Genomic DNA, 19,683 nt, shown 5'->3' with positions numbered 1-19,683 from the left:
CTTGCGGCTGGAATCCCGTACCGCCCCGATACTTGCCCCATGAAAATGCAGAACGCGGTGACGCCTGACGCTCAGGCGCTCTACGACGGTCCGGTCATCGACGCGCACTTCCACATGTGGGACCTCGCCGGGGACCACTACCCGTGGCTGATGCCCGGCGGGAGCTTCGGTCCGAAGGGCCTCTTCGACTCGCTCAAGCACGACTACGTGCTCGACGACTACCGCCGCGACATCGCTGGGCAGAACGTCGTGGCGTCGGTGCACATCGAGGCACTCTGGGACGCCGAGGACAGCCCGGTGAACGAGACGCGATGGCTGGAGTCGCTCGACAAGTCCGACAACCTCGCGATCCGGTACGTCGCCGCCGTGCCGTTCGAACGACCCGACACCGAGCAGCTCATCCGGGAGCAGGCCGCCTTCGAACGGGTCGTGTCGATCCGGCAGACGATCGCGTGGAACCCCGACCCGGAGAACACGATGATGGCGGAGGCGGAGATCAGTCGACGCCCCTCGTGGCGGGCAGCCCTTCCGGTGATCGCGGAACTCGGTCTGGCGCTCGACCTCCTCATCTACCCGTGGCAGGCGGACGAGGTCGTCGAGCTCGCGGCCGCGTACCCGTCGTTGACGATCGTGGTCAACCACATCGCGAGCCCGATCGACCAGAGCCCCGATGGCCTCGCGCGGTGGCGGGACGACGTCGCCCTGCTCGCGACCGCCGCGAACGTGGTGATCAAGGTCTCGTCGGTGCACGGCTACCTCCCTGAACCGACCTACGCGCACGCCGAACCGCTGATCCGCCACGTCCTCGACCGGTTCGGCGCGGGCCGCAGCATGATCGCGAGCGACTTCCCGGTCGGTGGGATCCGCGGGATCACCTACGCCGAGGCCTTCGACCAGTACCGCCGCGCAGCCGCGCACCTGAGCGCCGACGAGCAGTTCGCGCTGTTCTGCGGCACCGCCTCCCGCGTCTACCGGATCCCGCTCGCGTCCGTGGGCGTGCAGCCTTGAGCAATCGCAATGCGTAATTCGCCGGAAACAAAACGTTCGAAAAGCGAAACGCGCTGCTACTTGCCGAACACAACTACTCCCACTTGACTCGCTTACGAAACGTCACCTCCCGCTGAGCACCACCCGACCTCAAGGAGCACCCATGTCCTCCCACCCCTCGAAACGACGCGGTGCGCGAATCGCGAGCGTGGGCGTCGCAGCCCTCGGCGTCGGTGCCCTGCTCGCCGGCTGGACGGCGGGCGGCACCGCCGTCGCGAACGCGAGCACCTCGTCGAAGACGCCGAAGGCGCTCACCGTCGCGCTCAGCCAGAACCCGGACACGCTCGACCCCGGGCAGACGGGCCTCGTCGGTTCGGTCAAGGTGGACGCGCAGATCTTCGACCCGCTGATCTGGCGGTTCTCGGGTTCGAAGAAGTACGAGCCCGGGCTGGCGACCTCGTACACGGCGAACGCCGATGCCACGGAGTACACGTTCCACCTCCGGCACGGCGTGACGTTCCAGGACGGCACCCGGTTCGACGCGAACGCCGTCAAGGCCACCTTCGACCACATCGCGGACCCCGCGACGAAGTCGGCCAGCGCGGTCACCTCGCTCGGCCCGTACAAGGGCACGACGGTCGTCGACCCGTACACCGTGAAGGTCGACTTCACCAGCTCCTACCCGGCGTTCAACACGCTCGTCGCGAGTGAGCAGTTCGGCATCGACTCCCCGACGGCGCTGAAGAAGTACGGGGCGGACTACGGGCAGCACCCGGTCGGCACCGGGCCCTTCACGTTCCAGAGCTTCACCAGCGGGTCGTCGGTCAAGCTCACGCGGAACGCGAAGTACGACTGGGGTCCCAAGCGGTTCGGCTCCGGGGCGGCGAAGCTGTCCTCGCTGACGTTCCGCATCCTGACGAGCCCGACGTCGCAGAACAACGCACTGAAGACGGGCGAGGTGCAGGTCGCCGACGGACTGGATCCGCAGGACGTGGCGAGCGCGAAGAAGGCCGGCAAGCGGACCACCACCGTCGCCGCGGCCGGGATGCCCTACGGGTGGCTCCTCAACGTCGACAAGGCACCGACGAACGACCCGCTCGTCCGCCAGGCGATCGCCCACGCCATCGACCGGAAGTCGATCATCTCGACGCTGTTCGCCGGCGAGTTCAAGCTCGCGACGAGCGTGGTCACCCGCGCCACCCCGGGGTACGCGAGTGCGGGCAGCGCGTTCTCGTACAACCAGAAGAAGGCCGGCAAGCTGCTCGACCGCGCCGGCTGGAAGATGGTCGACGGGAAGCGCCAGAAGCACGGCAAGACCCTGACGATCTCGATGATCAACATCGCGAACTTCGGCTTCGACGACATGTCGACGCTCGTCCAGTCCCAGCTCGCGTCGGTGGGCATCACGGCCAAGCTGAGCGACCAGGCGTTCCCCACCGTGGGACAGACGTACAACAACGGCGGCTCGAACACCGCCAGCTGGTTCTTCTGGTCCCTCGACCCGAACATGATCAAGTCGGTGTTCACCTGCGCGCAGGTGAAGAGCGGGTTCAACTGGTCCCACTCCTGCAGTGCGTCGCTCGACAAGCAGATCGACGCGGCCGACGCGACCACGAGCACGACCGCCCGGAACGCCGCATTCGCCTCCGTGTTCAGGAAGATCAACAAGCAGGCCGCCTTCATCCCGGTCTACGACCTCAAGGCGATCTACGTCACCAACGGGATCACGGGGCTGGCGTCCACGCCCGACGGCGACGCCTACTACGCCGGAGTCGGCAAGTGAGCGCCGCGGCGGTCGCGTCCGTCGCACCGGACGCGAGGGATCGGAGCTGACATGGCGCGGTTCCTCGGACGACGGGTCCTCGTCGCGATCCCGGTGCTCTTCGGCGTCGTCGTCCTGGTGTTCCTCATCCTGCGACTGATCCCGGGTGACCCGGCGCAGATCGTGCTCATGGGGACGAACGCCTCGCCCGCCCGGGTGGCGCAGGTGCGGCACCAGATGGGCCTCGACCGGTCGTGGATCGCACAGTTCGGGATCTACGTCGGTGGCCTCCTCCGTGGTGACCTCGGGTACTCCTACGTGTCGCACGGCACGGTGGCGGCGCAGATCGGCAGCCGCCTCCCGTCGACGCTCGTCCTCGCGGGCTCGGCGCTCGCCGTCGCGCTCGTGGTCGGGATCCCGACGGGCGTCGTCGGCGGCCTCTGGCCCGGGTCGATCGGCGACCGGCTGGCGACCGGGTTCTCGGTGCTCGGTCTCGCGGTCCCGTACTTCTGGTTGGCCCAGCTGCTCATCCTGCTGTTCGCCGTGCGGCTGCAGTGGCTCCCCGCACTCGGGGTCGGCGGTCCGCAGGCCCTCGTCCTGCCCGCGCTGTCGCTCGGACTCGGGTTCGCCGCGATCATCACGCGGATGCTGCGGAGCGCGCTCATCGACGTGTACCAGCAGCCCTACGTCATCGTGGCGCGGAGCAAGGGCCTCTCGAGCTGGCAGCTGCTCTCACGGCACGCGTTCCGCAACGCGATCTCGGCGGTGACCACCATCATCGGCCTGCAGATCGGCAACCTGCTCGCGGGCGCCGTGGCCACCGAGGTGATCTTCGGTCGGCCGGGGATCGGGAACTACCTCGTCTCGCAGATCCAGCTCAAGGACATCCCGAGCATCCAGGGCATCGTCCTGTTCATCGCCGTCTGCTACATCGTGATCAACATCCTCGTCGACGTGAGCCACGGCCTCCTCGACCCGCGTGTCCGGAAGGCGTGGACGGCATGACGACGTCAGCAGTGGAGAACGTCACGGAAGCGGCAACCCCGACCCCGGGTCGGCCCCGGCCACGACGGGTCGACGTCGGCGGCGCGGTCGTCTGCGGAGCGGCGGCGCTGCTCGTGCTCCTCGTGCTCCTCGCCCCGGTCCTCGCGGCGGCGTCCCCGACGACCGCGGTGGGGCTGGCGCGGAGCGCGCCGACCCTGGCGCATCCGTTCGGCATCGACCACCTCGGTCGCGACGTCCTGTCGCGCACGCTGTGGGGCGGACGGCTGACCCTGCTGATGGCCGCGCTCTCCACCCTGCTCGCCGCGGTCGTCGGGGTCCCCATCGGGCTCTTCGCGGGATACGTCGGGGGGATCCGGGGCGGGATCTCGATGCGGGTCATGGACGTGTTGCTCGCGTTCCCGGGCCTGCTCCTCGCGCTCATCATCATCACGATCGGCGGCACGGGCGTCCCGAGCACGATCCTCGCGGTCGGGGTCTCGTTCATCCCCGTGTTCGCCCGTGTCGTGTACGGCTCGACGCAGCGGATCCGGTCCGAGGAGTACATCGCGGCGTCGATCGTCGTCGGCGCGTCGCCGCTGCGGGTCATGATGCGCAACGTGCTCCCGGTCGTGCTGGTCGAGGTCGTCGTGCTCGTCTCGAGCGCGATCGGGTGGACGACCCTCCTCACCGCCGCCCTCAACTTCCTCGGGTTCGGGGTCGCCCCGCCGACGCCGGAGTGGGGAGCCGACCTGGGGGCCGGCACCCAGTACCTCGACCAGGCGTGGTGGATCTCTGCAGCACCGGGCCTCGCGATCACGCTGACGATCCTCATCGCCAACTTCCTCGGGGACTTCTTCGCCAAGCGCCTGTCCGCGGCCCGGGCCGACCTGCAGCCGAGCACGGAGCCCGTCGCATGAACCTCGTGATCCTCCCCCTCGGGACCTGCTGGTGCGCCCACGGCGTCGTGACACCGGGCCACCTGCACGACGAGAAGTTCTCGATCCCGGTGTCGTCGTACCTCGTCGAACTCGACGACGGACGGCTGCTCCTCATCGACACCGGGATGAGCCGCGACCACGTCACCGACCCGGACCTCACCTGGGCGGGAACCGATTTCGCGCGCATGCTGACGCCGGTCATGGCGCCCGAGGACGACATCGGCGCGCGACTCCGGGCGCTCGGCATCGAGCCGGAGCAGATCGACGTCGTGATCAACACGCACCTGCACTTCGACCACGCCGGCAACAACCACCAGTTCCGCAACGCGACGTTCCTCGCCCAGCGCGAGCACCACGCGTACGCCCTCGACAACCCGAGCTTCCCGAACCAGTACTGGAACCTCCCGGAGCTCCACTACGAGCTGCTGGACGGCGGCGGCGAGGTCCTGCCGGGCGTCGAGATCGTGGTGACGTCCGGCCACGCGCCCGGGCACCAGTCGGTGATCGTGCACCTGCCCGAGGAGGGCGACCTCGTCATCTGCGGTGACGCGATCTACCTGCAGGACAACCTCGACCTCGACAACTGGGAGGCCATGGCCGACCCGGACCAGGCGCGTGCCAGCGCCGCGCGCCTCCGCGACCTGGAGGCCGGCGGTGCGCGCCTCCTGTACGGACACGACCCCGACCAGGTCGCCGACTTCCCGCGTGCCCCGTACCGGCACCGGTGACCGCCACCCGCCCTCGACCGCAAGGACCCGCCATGACCAGCCACCTCCTCGTCTCCGACGTCACCGTCTTCGACCCGCGCGCCGCCGGCGTCGTCGAGCACCAATCCGTCCTCGTGCGGGACGACACGATCGACTGGGTCGGCCCCGCCGACCAGGCGCCCGCCCCCGGCGACGGGTGGGTGGTGCGTGACGGGCGGGGACGCACGCTCCTCCCGGGCCTGTTCAACGGCCACGTGCACCTCATGGGCGACGGCGTCCACGACGGGGGCACCCTGACCGGCTCCTCGACGTACGGCACGGTCCAGGCGGTGGTGAACCTCGCCGAGACGCTGCAGACCGGCGTCACCAACGTGCGCGACTGCGGGTCCATCGACGGGATCGCGATCGAGCTGCGCGACATCGTGGCGTCGGGCTACGTTCCGGGGCCGCGGGTGAAGGCCGCCGGCCGGGTGATCACGATGACCGGTGGCCACGGGCACTCCATCGGACGTCAGGCTGACGGCCCGTGGGGCGTCGCGCAGGCGACGCGGGCCGAGCTGCACGCCGGAGCCGACTTCATCAAGATCATGGCCACCGGTGGGGTGCTCACCGAGGGCGTCACGCCGCTGCAGACGGCACTCCACGTCGACGAGCTGCGTGCGGCGGTGGACGAGGCGCACAACGCCGGCAAGCGGATCACGAGCCACGCGATCGGCGGCCCCGGCGTCAAGAACGCGATCCGGGCGGGACTCGACTCGATCGAACACGCCTGCTTCTTCGACGACGAGGCGATCGAGCTCGCCCTGGAGCGCGGCACGATCATCGTCCCGACCCTGGTGGCCGTGAACCGGATCGTCACGAACCCCGAGACCGTCTCCGCATCGGTGTACCGGAAAGCACGGATGGAGTCCGACGCATCGGTCGCAGGGTTCCGGGCGATGGTCGAGGCCGGTGTCCGAGTCGCGTGCGGGACCGACGCGGGGACGCCCCACAACCCGCACACCGAGGTGCCGGTCGAGCTCGGGCTCATGGTGGAGTACGGGATGACCCCCGTGCAGGCGCTCGTCGCCGCGACCCTGACCTCTGCCGAGAACTTCGACGTGCTCGACACCCTCGGCACCATCGAGGTCGGCAAGACCGCCGACCTGCTCCTCGTCGAGGGCGACCCCACGGCGGACATCGGGGCGATCCGGGACGTGCTGCTCGTCGCCAAGGCCGGCGCGGTGGTCCGTGACGAGCTCGCGCTCGACTCCGTGCGCGCATGAGCGACACCGAGCCCCTGCTGTCCGTCCGCGACCTGCGCGTCGTGTTCCCCGGGACCGCCGAGGGGAACGCAGCGGTGGCGGGGATCGACTTCGACCTGTTCCCGGGCCAGACGCTCGGACTCGTCGGCGAGTCGGGTTCCGGCAAGAGCACGGTGTGCCTCGCGATCCTGGGCCTGCTTCCCCGCGGCACACGGGTCACCGGGCAGATCCTGTTCCGCGGTCGCGACCTCGTCACGCTCGGCGACCGGGCCATGCGGCCGATCCGCGGGCGGGAGATCGGTCTCGTCTACCAGGACCCGCTCGGCGCCCTGAACCCGACGCGGACGATCGGCTCGCAGCTCCGCGAGTCGCTCCGGCTGCACCTCGGACTCTCCGGGGCAGCAGCGGACGACCGTGCGGTCGACCTGCTCGAGCGGGTCGGGATCCAGTCGGCGCGGGCGAAGCTGACCGCGTACCCGCACGAGTTCTCCGGCGGGATGCGCCAGCGGGTGGTGATCGCGATGGCGATCTCCTGCAACCCCGTGCTGCTCCTGGCGGACGAACCGACCACAGCGCTCGACGTGAGTGTGCAGGCCCAGGTGCTGGAACTCCTCCAGGACCTCAGCGCGGAACTCGGCCTCGCACTCATGCTCGTCAGCCACGACCTCAGCGTCGTCGCCGGCCTGTCCGACGTCACCGCGGTGATGCGGTACGGCGAGATCGTCGAACAGGGCGAGGTCGACGACGTGTTCTCGAGGCCGCAGCACCCGTACACCCGCGCACTGCTCGACACGGTGCGGGCACTCGAACGAGAGGACGCCTGATGAGCGACCCACTGCTCCGGGTCGACGACCTCGTCGTCACCTTCACGCCCCGCGGCCTGTTCCGGCGCGGCGAGGGGGTGCAGGCGGTCCGGGGCGTCTCACTGTCCGTGGAGGCCGGGACCACCGTGGGCATCGTCGGCCAGTCGGGCAGCGGGAAGTCCACCGTGGCGCGGACGATCGTCGGCCTGGAACGACCGACGTCCGGCCGCATCGTCCTGGGCGGCAGGACCGTGGACCAGAGCGCGGAGTCGCTCGCGGAACTCCGCCGCAGCGTGCAGATGGTGTTCCAGGACTCGCTCAGTTCCCTGAACCCGAGGCGGACGATCGGTGCGATCCTCGCGGAACCGCTGGTCGTCCACGGCATCGTCCCGCGCGCCCGGATCGCCGACCGCGTGTCCGAGCTCCTCGAGGACGTCGGGCTGCCCGCGTCCCACGCCCGGCGTCGGCCGATGCAGCTCTCCGGCGGGCAGCGCCAACGCGTGAACATCGCACGCGCCCTCGCCAGCTCGCCGCAGCTGATCATCGCCGACGAGCCGACGAGCGCCCTCGACGTCTCGATCCGCGCGCAGATCCTCGAACTGCTGAAGCGTCTGCAGGCTGAGCACGGGCTGGCGTACCTGTTCATCAGCCACGACCTCCACGTCGTGCGGTACATGAGCGACACGGTCGTCGTCATGCGGCACGGTGAGATCGTGGAGGTCGCCGACAAGACGTCCATCTACCGGGCGCCCCAGCACGAGTACACGAAGGAACTGCTCGCCGCCGCACCGACCACCGACACGGCCCTGGCGAAGGCACGAGCACGCCGTGCGGACCGCCCGGTCGGGTCGGCCTCCTGACTCGCTCCCCGCGACGAACCGACCGAAGGAACAGCGCTCCACCCATGCAGATCCCAGCCAGCACCAGCACCATGCCCAGATCGGGGATCCGCGAGATCATGGACCTCGCGCTCGCCCGACCGGACACCATCCGACTCGAGCTCGGCGAGCCCGACTTCCCCACACCACCGAACGTCGTGGAGGCCGCCGCCCGCGCCGCCACCGCCGGTGCCACCAAGTACTCGGTCACGCCGGGGATCCCGCAGCTGCGCGAGGCGCTCGCCGAGAAGATCCGGACGCGGAACGGATTCGAGACCCGCGCCGAGCAGGTGCTCGTCACGTCCGGCGCGGTGCAGGGCATCTACGTGGCACTCGTCGGGCTGGTCGACCCGGGCGACGAGGTCCTCGTCCCGAGCCCCGGGTGGCCGAACTACCAGATGATGTGTCGGCTCCTCCGCGCGACGAGCGTCGGCTACCGACTGCGCGCCGAGGACGACTACCTGCCCACCGTCGCCGACCTGGAGGCGCGGGTCACGCCGCGGACCAGGGCGATCGTGCTGAACGCACCCTCGAACCCGCTCGGCTCCGTGTTCGACGCCGATCGGCTCGCCGAGGTGGTCGCCTGGGCGAACGGCCACGGTCTCTGGATCGTCTCGGATGAGTGCTACGACGAGCTCACCTTCGACCGCCCGCACGTCTCCACCGCGGTGTTCGACGAGACCGACTCCGTGATATCGGTCTACAGCTTCTCGAAGACGTACGCGATGACCGGATGGCGCATCGGGTACCTCGCCCTGCCGCAGGCGGTCGTCTCGACGCTGTCGAACGCGCACGAGGCGATGCTGTCGTGCGTCGCGATGCCGACGCAGTACGCCGCCCTGGAGGCCGTGACCGGTCCGCAGGACGTGGTCACGACGATGCGCGCCGCCTACCGGATGCGACGGGACACCGCGCTCGCCGCGCTCGAGGAACGCGGTATCCCCGCGTTCCGGCCGGAGGGGGCGTTCTACCTCTGGGTCGACGTGTCGGCGTCCGGCCTCCGGAGCGACGCGTTCGCGCGCGCACTCGTCGCGGACGCGGGCGTCGCCGTCGCCCCCGGCACCGCCTTCGGCAGCGGCGGCGAGGGGCACGTCCGGATCTCGATCGCCAACGGCGTCGACGCGGTCGTCGAGGCGATCGACCGGATCGGGGCCGCCATCGCCCAGTCGGTCACCGCGCGGTGACCGTGGGGATCGGCGTCCGGGGCCGGACGGGGCTTCGGGCGCACCGGTCGGGCTGCGAGGATCCCCGGCCGGGCCGCAGTGCGCCCCGGCTAGGCTGCCGGTCTCCCCGGTTAGGCTGCCGGGGGACGCGAGGAGAAGAGAGCGGATGAGCACCTCGAGCACCGAAGCGACCGGCCCGGACGACGACGAGGCCCCCGCCGGCTCGAAGCTCGCGCAGCTCATCCAGCGCCCGACGGCGAAGGTCCCGCTCGACGAGCTCGACCACGCCCTCCTCCGGGCGCTCGCCGACGACTCGCGGCGCTCCCAGCGCGCCCTGTCCCGCGAGGTCGCGCTCTCCGCCCCCGCGATCGGCGAGCGGATCGCCCGACTGGAACGCCTCGGCGTCATCCGCGCCTACACGCTCGACATCGACTGGGCGACCCTCGGCTACTCCATGTCAGTGCACATCCCGATGACCGCCGCCGCCGGTGCCGACCTCGGTGCGATCATCGAGCGCCTCGTCGAGATGCCGGAGCTCGAGGACCTCGACATCGTCACGGGCCAGTGGGACCTCATCGCCAAGTTCCGCCTGCGTGACCACGCCCACCTGCAGGAGGTCCTCCTCGTTCGGATCTGGCAGATCCCCGGCGTGCAGCGGGTCGAAACGTTCCTCGGACTCGGGAACTACCGCGGGGCCGGGGTGCTGCGCGACGAGTGACGAGCGCCGAGCCGGGCCACCGGCGACGAACGCGCCCCGGCCCCAGCGGGCGACGCGCTCCGGCACATCATGAGCCCGGCCACGTCGCCGACGTCGTTGCCCCCGACGGTCATCGTCACCAGTCGCGTGGTCGACACGACGGTCCGGTTCTGCGCCGGGCGCTCCCGCCGGTGATGAGGTCCGCGGGTGTGGCCCGGAGAACGACACGTCGGTGAGCCAGGGCACGCAGGCGGACATGCCGCGGTCGGTGACGTCGTTGCTCCTCGCCACACCGGCGCAGCAGGGGCAGCGCGGCCAGCGGGTCAGGGGCGCCCGTCCTGCGCATCGACCACGCCGGGAGTCGGACTCGTCCCGCTGAAGGCGTCGCGCATCGTCGCGACCCCCTGCTGCGGATGCGCCCGGTCGAGGTACTTCGCCCGGGACGCCTTCCGCGGCTCGGGGTCCGTGTGCATCGCGGCGTTGCGGTCCCGACGCAGGGCCTCGTCGACCTCGCCCTCGCGGTTGAACGACCACATGAGCATCGGGTCGCCGAGGGGCAACGGCTGCGGCGGGTGCTCCCCCATCGGCGTGCTGTGCCAGGTGTGCCAGGTCTTGCCGTACGAGTTCACGAGGTGCCCCATCAGCTCCGTCTCGATGGCGACCGGCAGTCCGGGCGCGACGAGTTCCCCGGAGAACACCTCGTGGTTGTGCGGGTGCCACGCGGCCCGTTCCTCCTCGGGGAGCGTTCCGTACAACGCCTCGGAGACGATGTACTCGATGCCGATCAGGTTCGCGTCGCGCGTGTTGCCGTCGAAGAGGACGCACTGGAGCATGTCCGCGTTCACCACCTTGCAGAAGTGGTGCGCCTCCATCTGCAGGTCCGGCTCCCCCTTGACGCAGTGGAAACCGACGACGTAGACGTCGAACCCGGCCAACGGTGCGGTGGTCTGCAGGACGTCGGCGCCGCGGTCGAGCAGGGCGAGTTCGAACCCGCCGGGCCGGCCGGGAGGCACGACACCGGTCGAGCGGTTCGCGACAGCTGGATTCAGGGGCACGATGCATCTCCTCGGGCTCGGAACTCCTGCTCATCGCACTCCGCGCTGCCTGCCAGCCGCCTCAGGACCCGGGGCGCCGGACACCACCCTCGCGGGCACACGCCCCCCGCTCATCCGCCGGGTGTCACCGCCGCCCTGACCACTGCGACGCCCGCGATCACCGGGACGGCGCGGGAGAGCCGGATCTCGATCGTCACGGTGTCGACGAGTTCGGGGGCGAGCGGGACGATGCGCTGGTAGCCGACCGCACCGAACTCAGCGCGCAGGACGAGTGCACCCCGAAGGGCCGCCGTCACGACAGCGCGCTCGATGCGCTGCCCGACGGCGATCTCCTCCTTGATGACGACGGCCTCGACGACCGTCGGCTCGGCCAGTCGCAGGGTGAGGTGCGGCGACGCATCGCCCGGCTCGGGCTCCCACCGACCGGTGCCGTTGGCGAGGTCGAGCGCCGGACCCGCGGGCGAGCCGATGTCGGGGCGCGGCCAGCCATCGCCGCCAGTCCGGACCACACCGCTCGACGGCTCGACGTCCGCCTCGACGACACGCCGACGCTGGTCCGCGATCCGTTCGCCGAGCTCGGCGAGCACCGCGACGTCGGGCTCCGCGATCCGACCGGCTCGTGTCGGCGGGACGTTCAGCAGGAACCCCGCGTTGCCGCCCACCGCCGACCGGTGGATCGCGAACAGCTCGTCGACGCTGCGGACCGCGTCGTCCTCGGCCGGGTGGTGGAACCAACCGGGGCGGATCGACGTGTTCACCTCGGCCGGGTACCAGATCAGGTCGTCCTCGTGCCCGGCGAGGGCGGCTCGGCTGCCCAGATCCTCCTCGTCGCTCCGCACCAGCGTGGTGAAGGTGCCGTCGTCGACCTGCTGGGATCGTTCGGCGATGCGCTCGGCGTCCTGCAGCGCACGCGGCACGACGCTCCACTCGTCGGCGCGGGTGTGCCCGGCCTCGTTCCCACACCAGCGGACGTCCGGGCCGCAGACGTTGATGACCGCGCCCGGTTGGAGTTCGCGGATGACGGCGTAGTAGCGATCCCAGTCGTACACCTGGCGTCGACCGTTCGGTCCCTCGCCGTTGGCACCGTCGAACCACACCGAGAACACGTCGCCGTACCCGGTGAGCAGCTCCGTGAGCTGGGCCACGTAGAAGTCGTCGTACGCGCGGCCCGAACCGTAGGACGCCTCGGTCCGGTCCCACGGCGACAGGTAGACGCCGAACCGGAGACCGTGGCGCCGGGCGGCGTCCGCGACCTCGCCGACCAGGTCGCCGTGCCCCCCGCGCCAGGGCGATGCGGCCACGGAGTGGCGGGTCACGGCGCTCGGCCAGAGACAGAAGCCGTCGTGGTGCTTGGCGGTCAGGATCACCCCGGTCATGCCGGCGCTCGCGACCGCTGCCATCCACTGGTCCGTGTCGACGTCCTCGGGATCGAAGAGCGCCGGGTCCTCGTGTCCCGCACCCCATTCACGGTCGGTCATCGTGTTCATGCCGAAGTGGACGAACGCGGTGAACTCCATCGCCTGCCACGCCAACTGCCGCTGGGAGGGGCGCACTGCGACCATCGCCGCCAACGCGGGATCCAGTGGGGTGACGGCACTCGTGGCGGCCGCTCCGGGACTCCCGGCCGCTGCTCCGCTCACCGGAACCGCCGGTTGTAGCTCCAGAGCACGGCGATGAGTCCGGCGAGCCCGACGAGCATGAGCAGCAGGCTCGGCCAGCCGACGTGGGTCCGCGCGACCACGACGAGGACGACGCAGACGAGCACCGCCACGACGCGGGCCACGATCACGAGTGCCGCTGCGGTCGATTCCTTCACTGTCCGGATCCCTTCATGACGTCGAACACTGCCGCGCTCATCCCTTGACCCCGCCGGACGCCATGCCCTCGATGAGCCGACGTTGGATGAGCGCGTACACGATGAGCACGGGGACGATGACGATGACCATGCCGGCGTAGAGACGTCCGTAATCGGCAGCGGCCTTCTCGGCGGTCATCAGGTTGAGGAGACCGACCTGGACCGTCTTGTGCGACCCGGTCAGCAGGGTCATCGAGATGATGAAGTCGTTCCAGTAGGCGAGGAAGTTGAACAGGATCACGGTGGTCACCGCGGGGCGCGCCATCGGGAGCATGATCCGGGTCATCACGCCGAACCGGCTCGCGCCGTCGAGCGACGCGGCCTCCTCGTAGTCCACCGGGATCGTGCGGAAGAACGCGGTGAGCAGGTAGATCGTGAACGGGATGCTCGTCGCCGCGTAGACGAGGGAGAGCATCACGGGGTCGTTGAGGAACAGCCCGTTCGGCGCGATCGAGCTGATCGCCCGGTCCCAGCCGACGAGCATGAGGAAGATCGGCACGACGATGTAGTTGACGTTGACGAACAGGCCCGCGAGCAGCGCGAGTTCGATGATCCGCTTGCCCGGGAACTCGTAGCGCGCGATGACGTAGGCGGCGGGAATCGAGACCGCGAGGACGAAAGCGAGCCCGAGCAGCGTCACGAGCACGCTCGTCAGGAAGTACTGGCCCATCTGGGCGTCGACGAACGCGGCGACGTAGTTCTGCCAGTGGAAACCCTGCGGCAGCGCCCATGGGCTGCCGTAGAACTCGCTCTTCTTCTTGACGGACGCGAAGATCACCCACGCGACCGGGACCGCGGTGGCGAGCGAGGCGATGATGACGAGGACGTAGGTGAGGGTGCGGCCGACGCGGGGGCGGCGAGTGGTGATGGTGGTCATGGTCGACTCCTCAGAACTGCAGCGGCTCGCGCTTGGTGGCCCGGCTCACCAGGAGCGAGACGAGGAACGAGAACGCGAAGATGACGACCCCGATCGCCATCCCGTAGCCGTATGACCCGTTCGTGTAGGCCTGCTTGTACATGTAGGACAGGAGCACCTCGCTCGAGCCGTCGGGCCCACCGCCGGTCATCGCGTGCACGAGGACGAAGCTGAGGTTGACCGCGCTCATGATGAAGAAGGTCAGCGTGGTGCGGAGGTTCTGCCAGATGAGCGGCAGCGTGATCGTGAAGAACTGGCGACCGTTGCTCGCGCCGTCGAGCGACGAGGCCTCGTAGAGCTCCTCGGGGACGCTCGCCATGCTCGACATGTACATGACCATGTAGTAGCCGAGCGACTGCCAGACCATGGCGATGCCGACGGAGTAGACGACGATGTGCTGGTCGCCGAGCCAGACCTGACGGAGCCCGTCGAGCGACAGCAGGTGGAGCGAGCCGTTGATGAGCCCGTTGTCCTGGTCGTAGATCGCGGAGAAGATCGCCGCGATCACGACGACCGACAGGATGTTCGGGATGTAGAGGATGAACCGGTAGAGGTTCTTCGCGCGGAGCGACTGCCGGGTCATGATCGCCGCCAGGAACAGTGCCATCCCCATGGTGACGACGGTGACGACGACGAGCAGCGCGACCGTGTTCTCGAACGCCCGGATGAACTGCTGGTCCTGGAACAGCGCCTCGAAGTTCTGGAGCCCGACGAACTGCGCGGTCGGCGAGAAACCGCTCCAGGTGAACAACGACATGCGGAACACGCTGATCGTCGGCCACACCATGAACACGGCGAACAGGACGAGCGCCGGGGCGAGGCAGGCGATGACGAAGCCCCGACCGCCGCGACGGCCACCGCTCCCTTGGCGTGCGACGCCCGGCTGGATCCGCCGGATCCGGCGCTCACGGGAGGGCGCGACCGGTGCCGGGGTACCGGCGACCGTGGTCGGTGCCGGTGGTGTGGAGGTTGAGGTCACGATTGACGTCCTTCGCTTGGTTCCTCGTGTGGTCCCTCGTGGGGCCCGGCGGTCCCGGGATCAGCGGGACCGCCGGGGCGGGTGTGCGATGCTTCCGGTCAATCCTTCGCAGCGTGGAGCTTGTTGCTCGCGGCGTTCAGGGCGCTCCGCCACTGGGCCTCGGTCTTGTCGCCGGTGATGATGCTGTTGGCGGTGCCGAAGAGGGTGTCCTGGATGCTGACGCCCTGGACCGTCCCGGTACTGGCGAAGCCGCCGACGATCGGCTTGACGCCCGACTCGTCGTAGACCTTGTAGAACGACTTGTTGTCGCCGGTCAGGAGCGAGGACACGCCCTTGATGGGCTGGATCGCCCCGGAGGCGGCGAACAGCTTGGCGGCCTTCTTCGAGTACATGAACGCGATGAAGTCCTTCGCCGCGTCCTTGTGCTTCGCCGCGCTCGGCACCCACACGGCCTCGGTCTGCGTCGCGATGTACCGTTCGTCACCGGCGGAGACCGCCGGCAGCGGCATGAGTCCCCACTCGAACCCGGAGGCCCGCGGTGCGCTCGCCATCTCCGTCGAGACCCACGTCCCGTTCGGCATGAAGAGCGCCTTGTCGTCCATGACGCTCTGCTGGTTCTTCAGGTAGTCCTGCTCGTTCGCGTAGCCGACGGTGGTCGGGGCGGCGTAGCTCAACAGCTTCGTCGCGATGTCGAGGACCTTCTTGCCCTTCGCGGTCTCCCAGATCCCGGGCTTGTAGTTCATGACGTCGTCGTAGAACGCCTTGCCGCCGACGTCAGCCGTGAGCGCGTAGAAGAACGAGTCGAGGTAGCCGGTCGTCGGGTAGGTGAACAGCGACATGCCCTGCGCCTTGGCCTCGTCGCCGAGCTGGAACATCTGCTTCCAGGTCGTCGGGACCGCCCAGCCCTTCTCGGCGAACAGGTGCTTGTCGTAGACCAGGCCGGTCGGCGCGTAGTAGACGGGCATCAGGTAGGTCTTGTCGGTGCCGTATGGGTTGGTCGCCAGGTTGCCGACGATGCCCCCGGTCAACTGTGATGAGACCGTGCCGCCCTGACCCGGGATCTTCTCCTTGAGCACCGAGGTGAGGTCCTCGAGCGCCTTGTCCTTGACCATCGTCTCGGTGAGGCCGGCCGCGCGTCCCTCGCCGAGCTCGACGAGGTCCGGGTAGTTCCCGGCCTTCATCTGCGGGGTGATCTCGTCCTCGATGTCCTTCGACAGCGTGAGCTTGATGTGGACATTGGGGTGGAGCTTCTCGTACGCGTCGATGACCTTGTGGTACATCGCGGTGCCATAGCCGCCCTGGAGCGCGGCGAAGTCCAGCGTGGTGGAGCCGCTGGACGACGAGCCGGAGTTCGTCGTCGAGCAGCCGGCGAGCAGTCCGAGCGCCGCGACGGCGGCCCCGATCATGACGAGCGGTCTCTTCATCGTTGTGGGTCCTTCCGTGGGCGCGTTGCCCGGACGGGTCGAAGTGGGGGTGGTGGTTCCGGTCCGCCAGCCCGGGCACGGATCGGCGTCGTCGTCGTCCGCGTGCCGGTCGGGGTGCTCCTGGTTCGCGGATGTCAACACTGTGGCATCGATAACACGGACGCGCAAGCAGGTTAACGAGCCGGAAACAAACGGCACGGCGCTCGCCCGGCCGGCCGCTCCCTCGACTCAGCGAACGGCGGGAGCGGCGGTCGTGGCCCGGACGACGAGCTCCGGGGCCCCGTCGTCGGTCAGCGGGCGGCCGGCACCGGGCGCGAGCAACAGGTCGACGGCTGCCGCACCGACACGGTGGAAGTCCTGCCGGACCGTGGTGAGCGGCGGCGAGCAGTAGGCCGCGAGCGCGATGTCGTCGACGCTCACGATCGAGACGTCGTCGGGCACCCGCCGCCCGTGCTCGCGCAGGGCGCGGATGACCCCGAAGGCCATCTCGTCACTCGCGACGAACACCGCGGACACGTCGGGGATCATGGCGAGGATCTGCCCCTGCCGGTGACCCGAGGCAGGCGACCAGTCCCCTTCGAGCGGCGGCGGCGGTTCGATCCCCACGGCCACCAGGGCGTCCTCCCAGCCCTGCCGACGCTGTCGGGCCTCGATCCACTCGTCCGGTCCGCCCACGTGCCACACCTGACCGTGCCCGAGTGTCAGCAGGTGCTCCGTCGCGAGCCGCCCGGCGGCGCGCTGGTCGATCCCGACCACGGCCGCGCCGGCCGTGCGCGAACCGTCGACGGTGACGGTCGGGATCTCGCGGGTGATCTCCTCCATCTTGCGGGTGACCGAGATGAGCGGGACCGCGATGACGATGCCCTCGACCCCCTGGTCGGCGAGCTTCGACAAGGACCGCTCCATCTGGCCCGTGTCGAGGGACGCGATGGTCGCGATGCTCACGGCGAGTCCGGCGGCCTCGGCCGCCGACTCGACACCCGCCGTCACCGCCGAGCGCGAGTAGTACCCGCCGGACTGCAGCAGCACGAGTCCGAGCGTGCGGGACCGGCCGGACGACAGCATCCGGGCCGCGTTGTTGAGTCGGTACCCCAGCTGCTCGACCGCCAGGAGGACGCGTCGACGCGTCTCGGGGTTGACGTTCGGGGAGTCGCGCAGGGTCCGCGAGACGGTCTGCGCGGACACCCCGGCGGCCCGCGCGACGTCGGTCATGCTCGGACCGCGGACGGCGTGGATGTCGGTCTCGGTCATGTGCCTACTGTGGCAGTGCGGTCGGCATCGATGCCATCGCGACCGCTGCTCGGCGAGCCGTTCCCGGCGATGTTGGCAGAGATGGCATCGATAACATACGATCGCGGCGTGACGGATCTGCCCTCGACCGGCGTCGCGCCGGTGCGCTCGACCCTGCTCGAACCGACCGGATCGATGATCCCCGACGCGGACCCGACGAGGACCAGTGGGACGACGACCCGCTCCGGAGCGACCCTCACGTGGGCGGACCGCCGCCTGTACCGCGAGGGCGCACCCCACCGGATCCTCTCGGGAGCCCTCCACTACTTCCGCGTCCATCCCGACCTGTGGCGGGACCGTGTCCGGCGGCTCGCAGACCTCGGGCTCAACACGGTGGACACGTACGTGCCCTGGAACTTCCACCAGCCGCACGAGCAGCGCGCTCCCCGGTTCGACGGTTGGCGGGACCTCGAGCGGTTCCTGACCGTCGTCGGCGAGGAAGGCCTCGACGCCGTCGTCCGCCCCGGACCGTACATCTGCGCCGAGTGGTCGAACGGGGGCCTCCCGAGCTGGCTCACCGCCCGCGGGGTCGCGCTCCGCAGCTCCGACCCGGGTTTCACGGGCCCGGTCGGGTCGTGGTTCGACGAGCTGGTCCCCCGGGTGCGGGACCTGCAGGCGAACCGTGGCGGCCCCGTCGTCGCACTCCAGGTCGAGAACGAGTTCGGCAGCTACGGCGACGACCATGCCTACCTGCTCTGGAACCGCGAGGCCCTCGTGTCACGCGGGATCGACGAGCTGCTCTTCACGGCCGACGGCCCCACGGACCTCATGCTCGACGGGGGGAGCGTCCCGGGGACCCTCGCCGCCGTCACGATGGGCTCCGGGCCGGCGGCGGCGCGGCGGCTGCAGGCGGACCGCCGACCCGAGGAGCCGTTCGTCGTCGCCGAGTACTGGAATGGATGGTTCGACCACTGGGGCGAGCCACATCACGTCCGCTCCGTCGCGAGCGCGACGTCGACGCTGTCGGGCATCCTCGACGACCACGGCAGCGTCAGCGTGTACATGGCGCATGGCGGCACGAACTTCGGCCTCTGGGCGGGCGCGAACGAACTCGACGGCGTCCTGCAGCCCACCGTCACCAGCTACGACTCCGACGCGCCGATCGCCGAGGACGGCACGCTGACCCCCAAGTTCCACGCCATGCGCGCCGAGCTCGGTGTCGACGGTTCGGTGCCGCTCCGCGTCGCAGCGCAACCATCACACCTGCCACCGCGGACGATCGCGCTGCAGCGCCGTGCGGACCTGCTCCCCGGCCTCCGGGCGGTCGGCGAGCGGTCGGTGTTCCGGCCGCTGCCCGCCGCCTACGAGGACCTCGGACTCGACGCGGGTCTCGTCGTCCACGTCGCGTTCCCTCGGATCCCCGCAGGCGTCCACGAACTCACCCTGACGGAGGTACGCGACCGCGCGGTGGTCCTGGTCGACGGGGCGCCGGTCGGCGTCATCGACGGCCCAAGCGGTTCCGTGACGGTCACCGGCACCGGTGACGCGATCCGTCTGGAGGTCGTGGTCGAGTCCCTGGGACGGGTGAACTACGGTCCGCTCCTCGGCGGCCGCAAGGGGTTGCTCGGGCCGGTGCTCGTCGACCGGAGGATGGTCCAGGGCTGGGAGAGCGTGGCAGTACCACTCCAGGACCTCGGCCCGGACCAGCTCGACGCCGCGACGAGCGCTCCCGTCACCCGAGCCACGACCGCACCGGCTTCCGGCTTTGCCACCGCGACCCTCGACGTCGACGAGCCCGCCGACACGTTCCTCGCCCTGCCTGGTTCGACCAAGGGCTTCGTGTGGGTCAACGGGTTCCTGCTCGGCCGCTACTGGGAGATCGGTCCGCAGGTCACCCTGTACTGCCCCGCCCCGCTCCTCCGTCCAGGCGCCAACACCGTCACCGTGCTCGATCTCGAACGCCTCGGCACCGTGCTCGAACTCCGGGACGGACCGGAACTCGGCCCAGCCGAGGAGTACGTCGAGGAGTTCTGACCTCCTCCCCCCGAACGGGAACGGGCG

Annotated in this window: 18 protein-coding genes; 11 read left to right on the top strand and 7 right to left on the bottom strand. The window is 69.8% G+C overall.

The window, feature by feature from the left end:
* The first annotated feature begins 39 nt into the window (after positions 1-39).
* From DEI81_RS12165 to DEI81_RS12120, 10 genes are all read left to right on the top strand, one after another.
* On the top strand, positions 40-1,008 hold the full coding sequence (locus DEI81_RS12165) for an amidohydrolase (protein WP_111010980.1): 969 nt from the start codon (positions 40-42) through the stop codon (positions 1,006-1,008).
* A 142-nt stretch (positions 1,009-1,150) separates the two neighbouring features.
* A complete protein-coding gene (locus tag DEI81_RS12160) occupies positions 1,151-2,770 on the top strand; it encodes an ABC transporter substrate-binding protein (protein ID WP_111010979.1) in 1,620 nt (539 codons plus the stop codon).
* 51 nt (positions 2,771-2,821) lie between these two features.
* Entirely contained in the window at positions 2,822-3,754 is a 933-nt protein-coding gene (locus DEI81_RS12155) for an ABC transporter permease (protein ID WP_111010978.1), read from the top strand.
* Positions 3,751-4,650 carry an ABC transporter permease gene (locus DEI81_RS12150; protein ID WP_146244089.1) on the top strand — a complete coding sequence of 300 codons (900 nt, stop codon included), beginning with the start codon at positions 3,751-3,753 and terminating at the stop codon, positions 4,648-4,650. The genes DEI81_RS12155 and DEI81_RS12150 overlap by 4 nt, the downstream gene beginning before the upstream one ends.
* Positions 4,647-5,399, top strand: coding sequence for an N-acyl homoserine lactonase family protein (locus DEI81_RS12145; RefSeq protein WP_111010976.1), 753 nt, complete (start codon positions 4,647-4,649; stop codon positions 5,397-5,399). The genes DEI81_RS12150 and DEI81_RS12145 overlap by 4 nt, the downstream gene beginning before the upstream one ends.
* Positions 5,400-5,431: 32 nt before the next feature.
* Positions 5,432-6,643 carry an amidohydrolase family protein gene (locus DEI81_RS12140; RefSeq protein ID WP_111010975.1) on the top strand — a complete coding sequence of 404 codons (1,212 nt, stop codon included), beginning with the start codon at positions 5,432-5,434 and terminating at the stop codon, positions 6,641-6,643.
* Positions 6,640-7,446, top strand: coding sequence for an ABC transporter ATP-binding protein (locus tag DEI81_RS12135; RefSeq protein WP_111011006.1), 807 nt, complete (start codon positions 6,640-6,642; stop codon positions 7,444-7,446). The genes DEI81_RS12140 and DEI81_RS12135 overlap by 4 nt, the downstream gene beginning before the upstream one ends.
* Positions 7,446-8,285 carry an ATP-binding cassette domain-containing protein gene (locus DEI81_RS12130; protein ID WP_111010974.1) on the top strand — a complete coding sequence of 280 codons (840 nt, stop codon included), beginning with the start codon at positions 7,446-7,448 and terminating at the stop codon, positions 8,283-8,285. The genes DEI81_RS12135 and DEI81_RS12130 overlap by 1 nt, the downstream gene beginning before the upstream one ends.
* A 44-nt stretch (positions 8,286-8,329) precedes the next feature.
* Positions 8,330-9,487 carry a pyridoxal phosphate-dependent aminotransferase gene (locus DEI81_RS12125; RefSeq protein ID WP_111010973.1) on the top strand — a complete coding sequence of 386 codons (1,158 nt, stop codon included), beginning with the start codon at positions 8,330-8,332 and terminating at the stop codon, positions 9,485-9,487.
* A 145-nt stretch (positions 9,488-9,632) separates the two neighbouring features.
* Positions 9,633-10,184 carry an Lrp/AsnC family transcriptional regulator gene (locus tag DEI81_RS12120; protein ID WP_111010972.1) on the top strand — a complete coding sequence of 184 codons (552 nt, stop codon included), beginning with the start codon at positions 9,633-9,635 and terminating at the stop codon, positions 10,182-10,184.
* Between the two features lie 302 nt (positions 10,185-10,486).
* Here DEI81_RS12120 and DEI81_RS12115 read toward each other — a convergent pair whose 3' ends face one another.
* The 7 genes from DEI81_RS12115 to DEI81_RS12085 form a co-directional block, all read right to left on the bottom strand.
* Positions 10,487-11,218, bottom strand: coding sequence for an OBAP family protein (locus DEI81_RS12115; protein WP_258368693.1), 732 nt, complete (start codon positions 11,216-11,218; stop codon positions 10,487-10,489).
* Positions 11,219-11,328: 110 nt separating this feature from the next.
* On the bottom strand, positions 11,329-12,858 hold the full coding sequence (locus tag DEI81_RS12110; RefSeq protein ID WP_258368692.1) for an alpha-L-fucosidase: 1,530 nt from the start codon (positions 12,856-12,858) through the stop codon (positions 11,329-11,331).
* Positions 12,855-13,034: a DUF6903 family protein gene (locus DEI81_RS12105; RefSeq protein ID WP_111010970.1), complete on the bottom strand. Its 180-nt coding sequence runs from the start codon at positions 13,032-13,034 to the stop codon at positions 12,855-12,857. The genes DEI81_RS12110 and DEI81_RS12105 overlap by 4 nt, the downstream gene beginning before the upstream one ends.
* A 37-nt stretch (positions 13,035-13,071) precedes the next feature.
* Positions 13,072-13,950: a carbohydrate ABC transporter permease gene (locus tag DEI81_RS12100; RefSeq protein WP_111010969.1), complete on the bottom strand. Its 879-nt coding sequence runs from the start codon at positions 13,948-13,950 to the stop codon at positions 13,072-13,074.
* A gap of 10 nt (positions 13,951-13,960) precedes the next feature.
* Positions 13,961-14,968 (bottom strand): carbohydrate ABC transporter permease, encoded by a 1,008-nt coding sequence (locus DEI81_RS12095; protein ID WP_258368691.1) that lies wholly within the window; start codon positions 14,966-14,968, stop codon positions 13,961-13,963.
* Positions 14,969-15,066: 98 nt separating this feature from the next.
* Positions 15,067-16,392 (bottom strand): carbohydrate ABC transporter substrate-binding protein, encoded by a 1,326-nt coding sequence (locus tag DEI81_RS12090; RefSeq protein ID WP_111010968.1) that lies wholly within the window; start codon positions 16,390-16,392, stop codon positions 15,067-15,069.
* Between the two features lie 228 nt (positions 16,393-16,620).
* Positions 16,621-17,643: a LacI family DNA-binding transcriptional regulator gene (locus DEI81_RS12085; protein ID WP_111010967.1), complete on the bottom strand. Its 1,023-nt coding sequence runs from the start codon at positions 17,641-17,643 to the stop codon at positions 16,621-16,623.
* A gap of 108 nt (positions 17,644-17,751) precedes the next feature.
* Between DEI81_RS12085 and DEI81_RS12080 the strand changes: the two genes are divergently transcribed.
* On the top strand, positions 17,752-19,656 hold the full coding sequence (locus DEI81_RS12080) for a beta-galactosidase (protein WP_258368689.1): 1,905 nt from the start codon (positions 17,752-17,754) through the stop codon (positions 19,654-19,656).
* Positions 19,657-19,683: the final 27 nt, after the last annotated feature.

Origin of the sequence: Curtobacterium sp. MCBD17_013, from assembly GCF_003234565.1 — a bacterium.
Taxonomy (GTDB): Bacteria; Actinomycetota; Actinomycetes; order Actinomycetales; family Microbacteriaceae; genus Curtobacterium.
This window is presented reverse-complemented; position numbering and strand designations above follow the sequence as displayed.

Bases quoted from the DNA above. Each gene is read 5' to 3' on its own strand.
- DEI81_RS12165 (WP_111010980.1), top strand. From the start codon at position 40: ATGAAAATGCAGAACGCGGTGACGCCTGACGCTCAGGCGCTCTACGAC.
- DEI81_RS12160 (WP_111010979.1), top strand. From the start codon at position 1,151: ATGTCCTCCCACCCCTCGAAACGACGCGGTGCGCGAATCGCGAGCGTG.
- DEI81_RS12155 (WP_111010978.1), top strand. From the start codon at position 2,822: ATGGCGCGGTTCCTCGGACGACGGGTCCTCGTCGCGATCCCGGTGCTC.
- DEI81_RS12150 (WP_146244089.1), top strand. From the start codon at position 3,751: ATGACGACGTCAGCAGTGGAGAACGTCACGGAAGCGGCAACCCCGACC.
- DEI81_RS12145 (WP_111010976.1), top strand. From the start codon at position 4,647: ATGAACCTCGTGATCCTCCCCCTCGGGACCTGCTGGTGCGCCCACGGC.
- DEI81_RS12140 (WP_111010975.1), top strand. From the start codon at position 5,432: ATGACCAGCCACCTCCTCGTCTCCGACGTCACCGTCTTCGACCCGCGC.
- DEI81_RS12135 (WP_111011006.1), top strand. From the start codon at position 6,640: ATGAGCGACACCGAGCCCCTGCTGTCCGTCCGCGACCTGCGCGTCGTG.
- DEI81_RS12130 (WP_111010974.1), top strand. From the start codon at position 7,446: ATGAGCGACCCACTGCTCCGGGTCGACGACCTCGTCGTCACCTTCACG.
- DEI81_RS12125 (WP_111010973.1), top strand. From the start codon at position 8,330: ATGCAGATCCCAGCCAGCACCAGCACCATGCCCAGATCGGGGATCCGC.
- DEI81_RS12120 (WP_111010972.1), top strand. From the start codon at position 9,633: ATGAGCACCTCGAGCACCGAAGCGACCGGCCCGGACGACGACGAGGCC.
- DEI81_RS12100 (WP_111010969.1), bottom strand. From the start codon at position 13,950: ATGACCACCATCACCACTCGCCGCCCCCGCGTCGGCCGCACCCTCACC.
- DEI81_RS12090 (WP_111010968.1), bottom strand. From the start codon at position 16,392: ATGAAGAGACCGCTCGTCATGATCGGGGCCGCCGTCGCGGCGCTCGGA.
- DEI81_RS12085 (WP_111010967.1), bottom strand. From the start codon at position 17,643: ATGACCGAGACCGACATCCACGCCGTCCGCGGTCCGAGCATGACCGAC.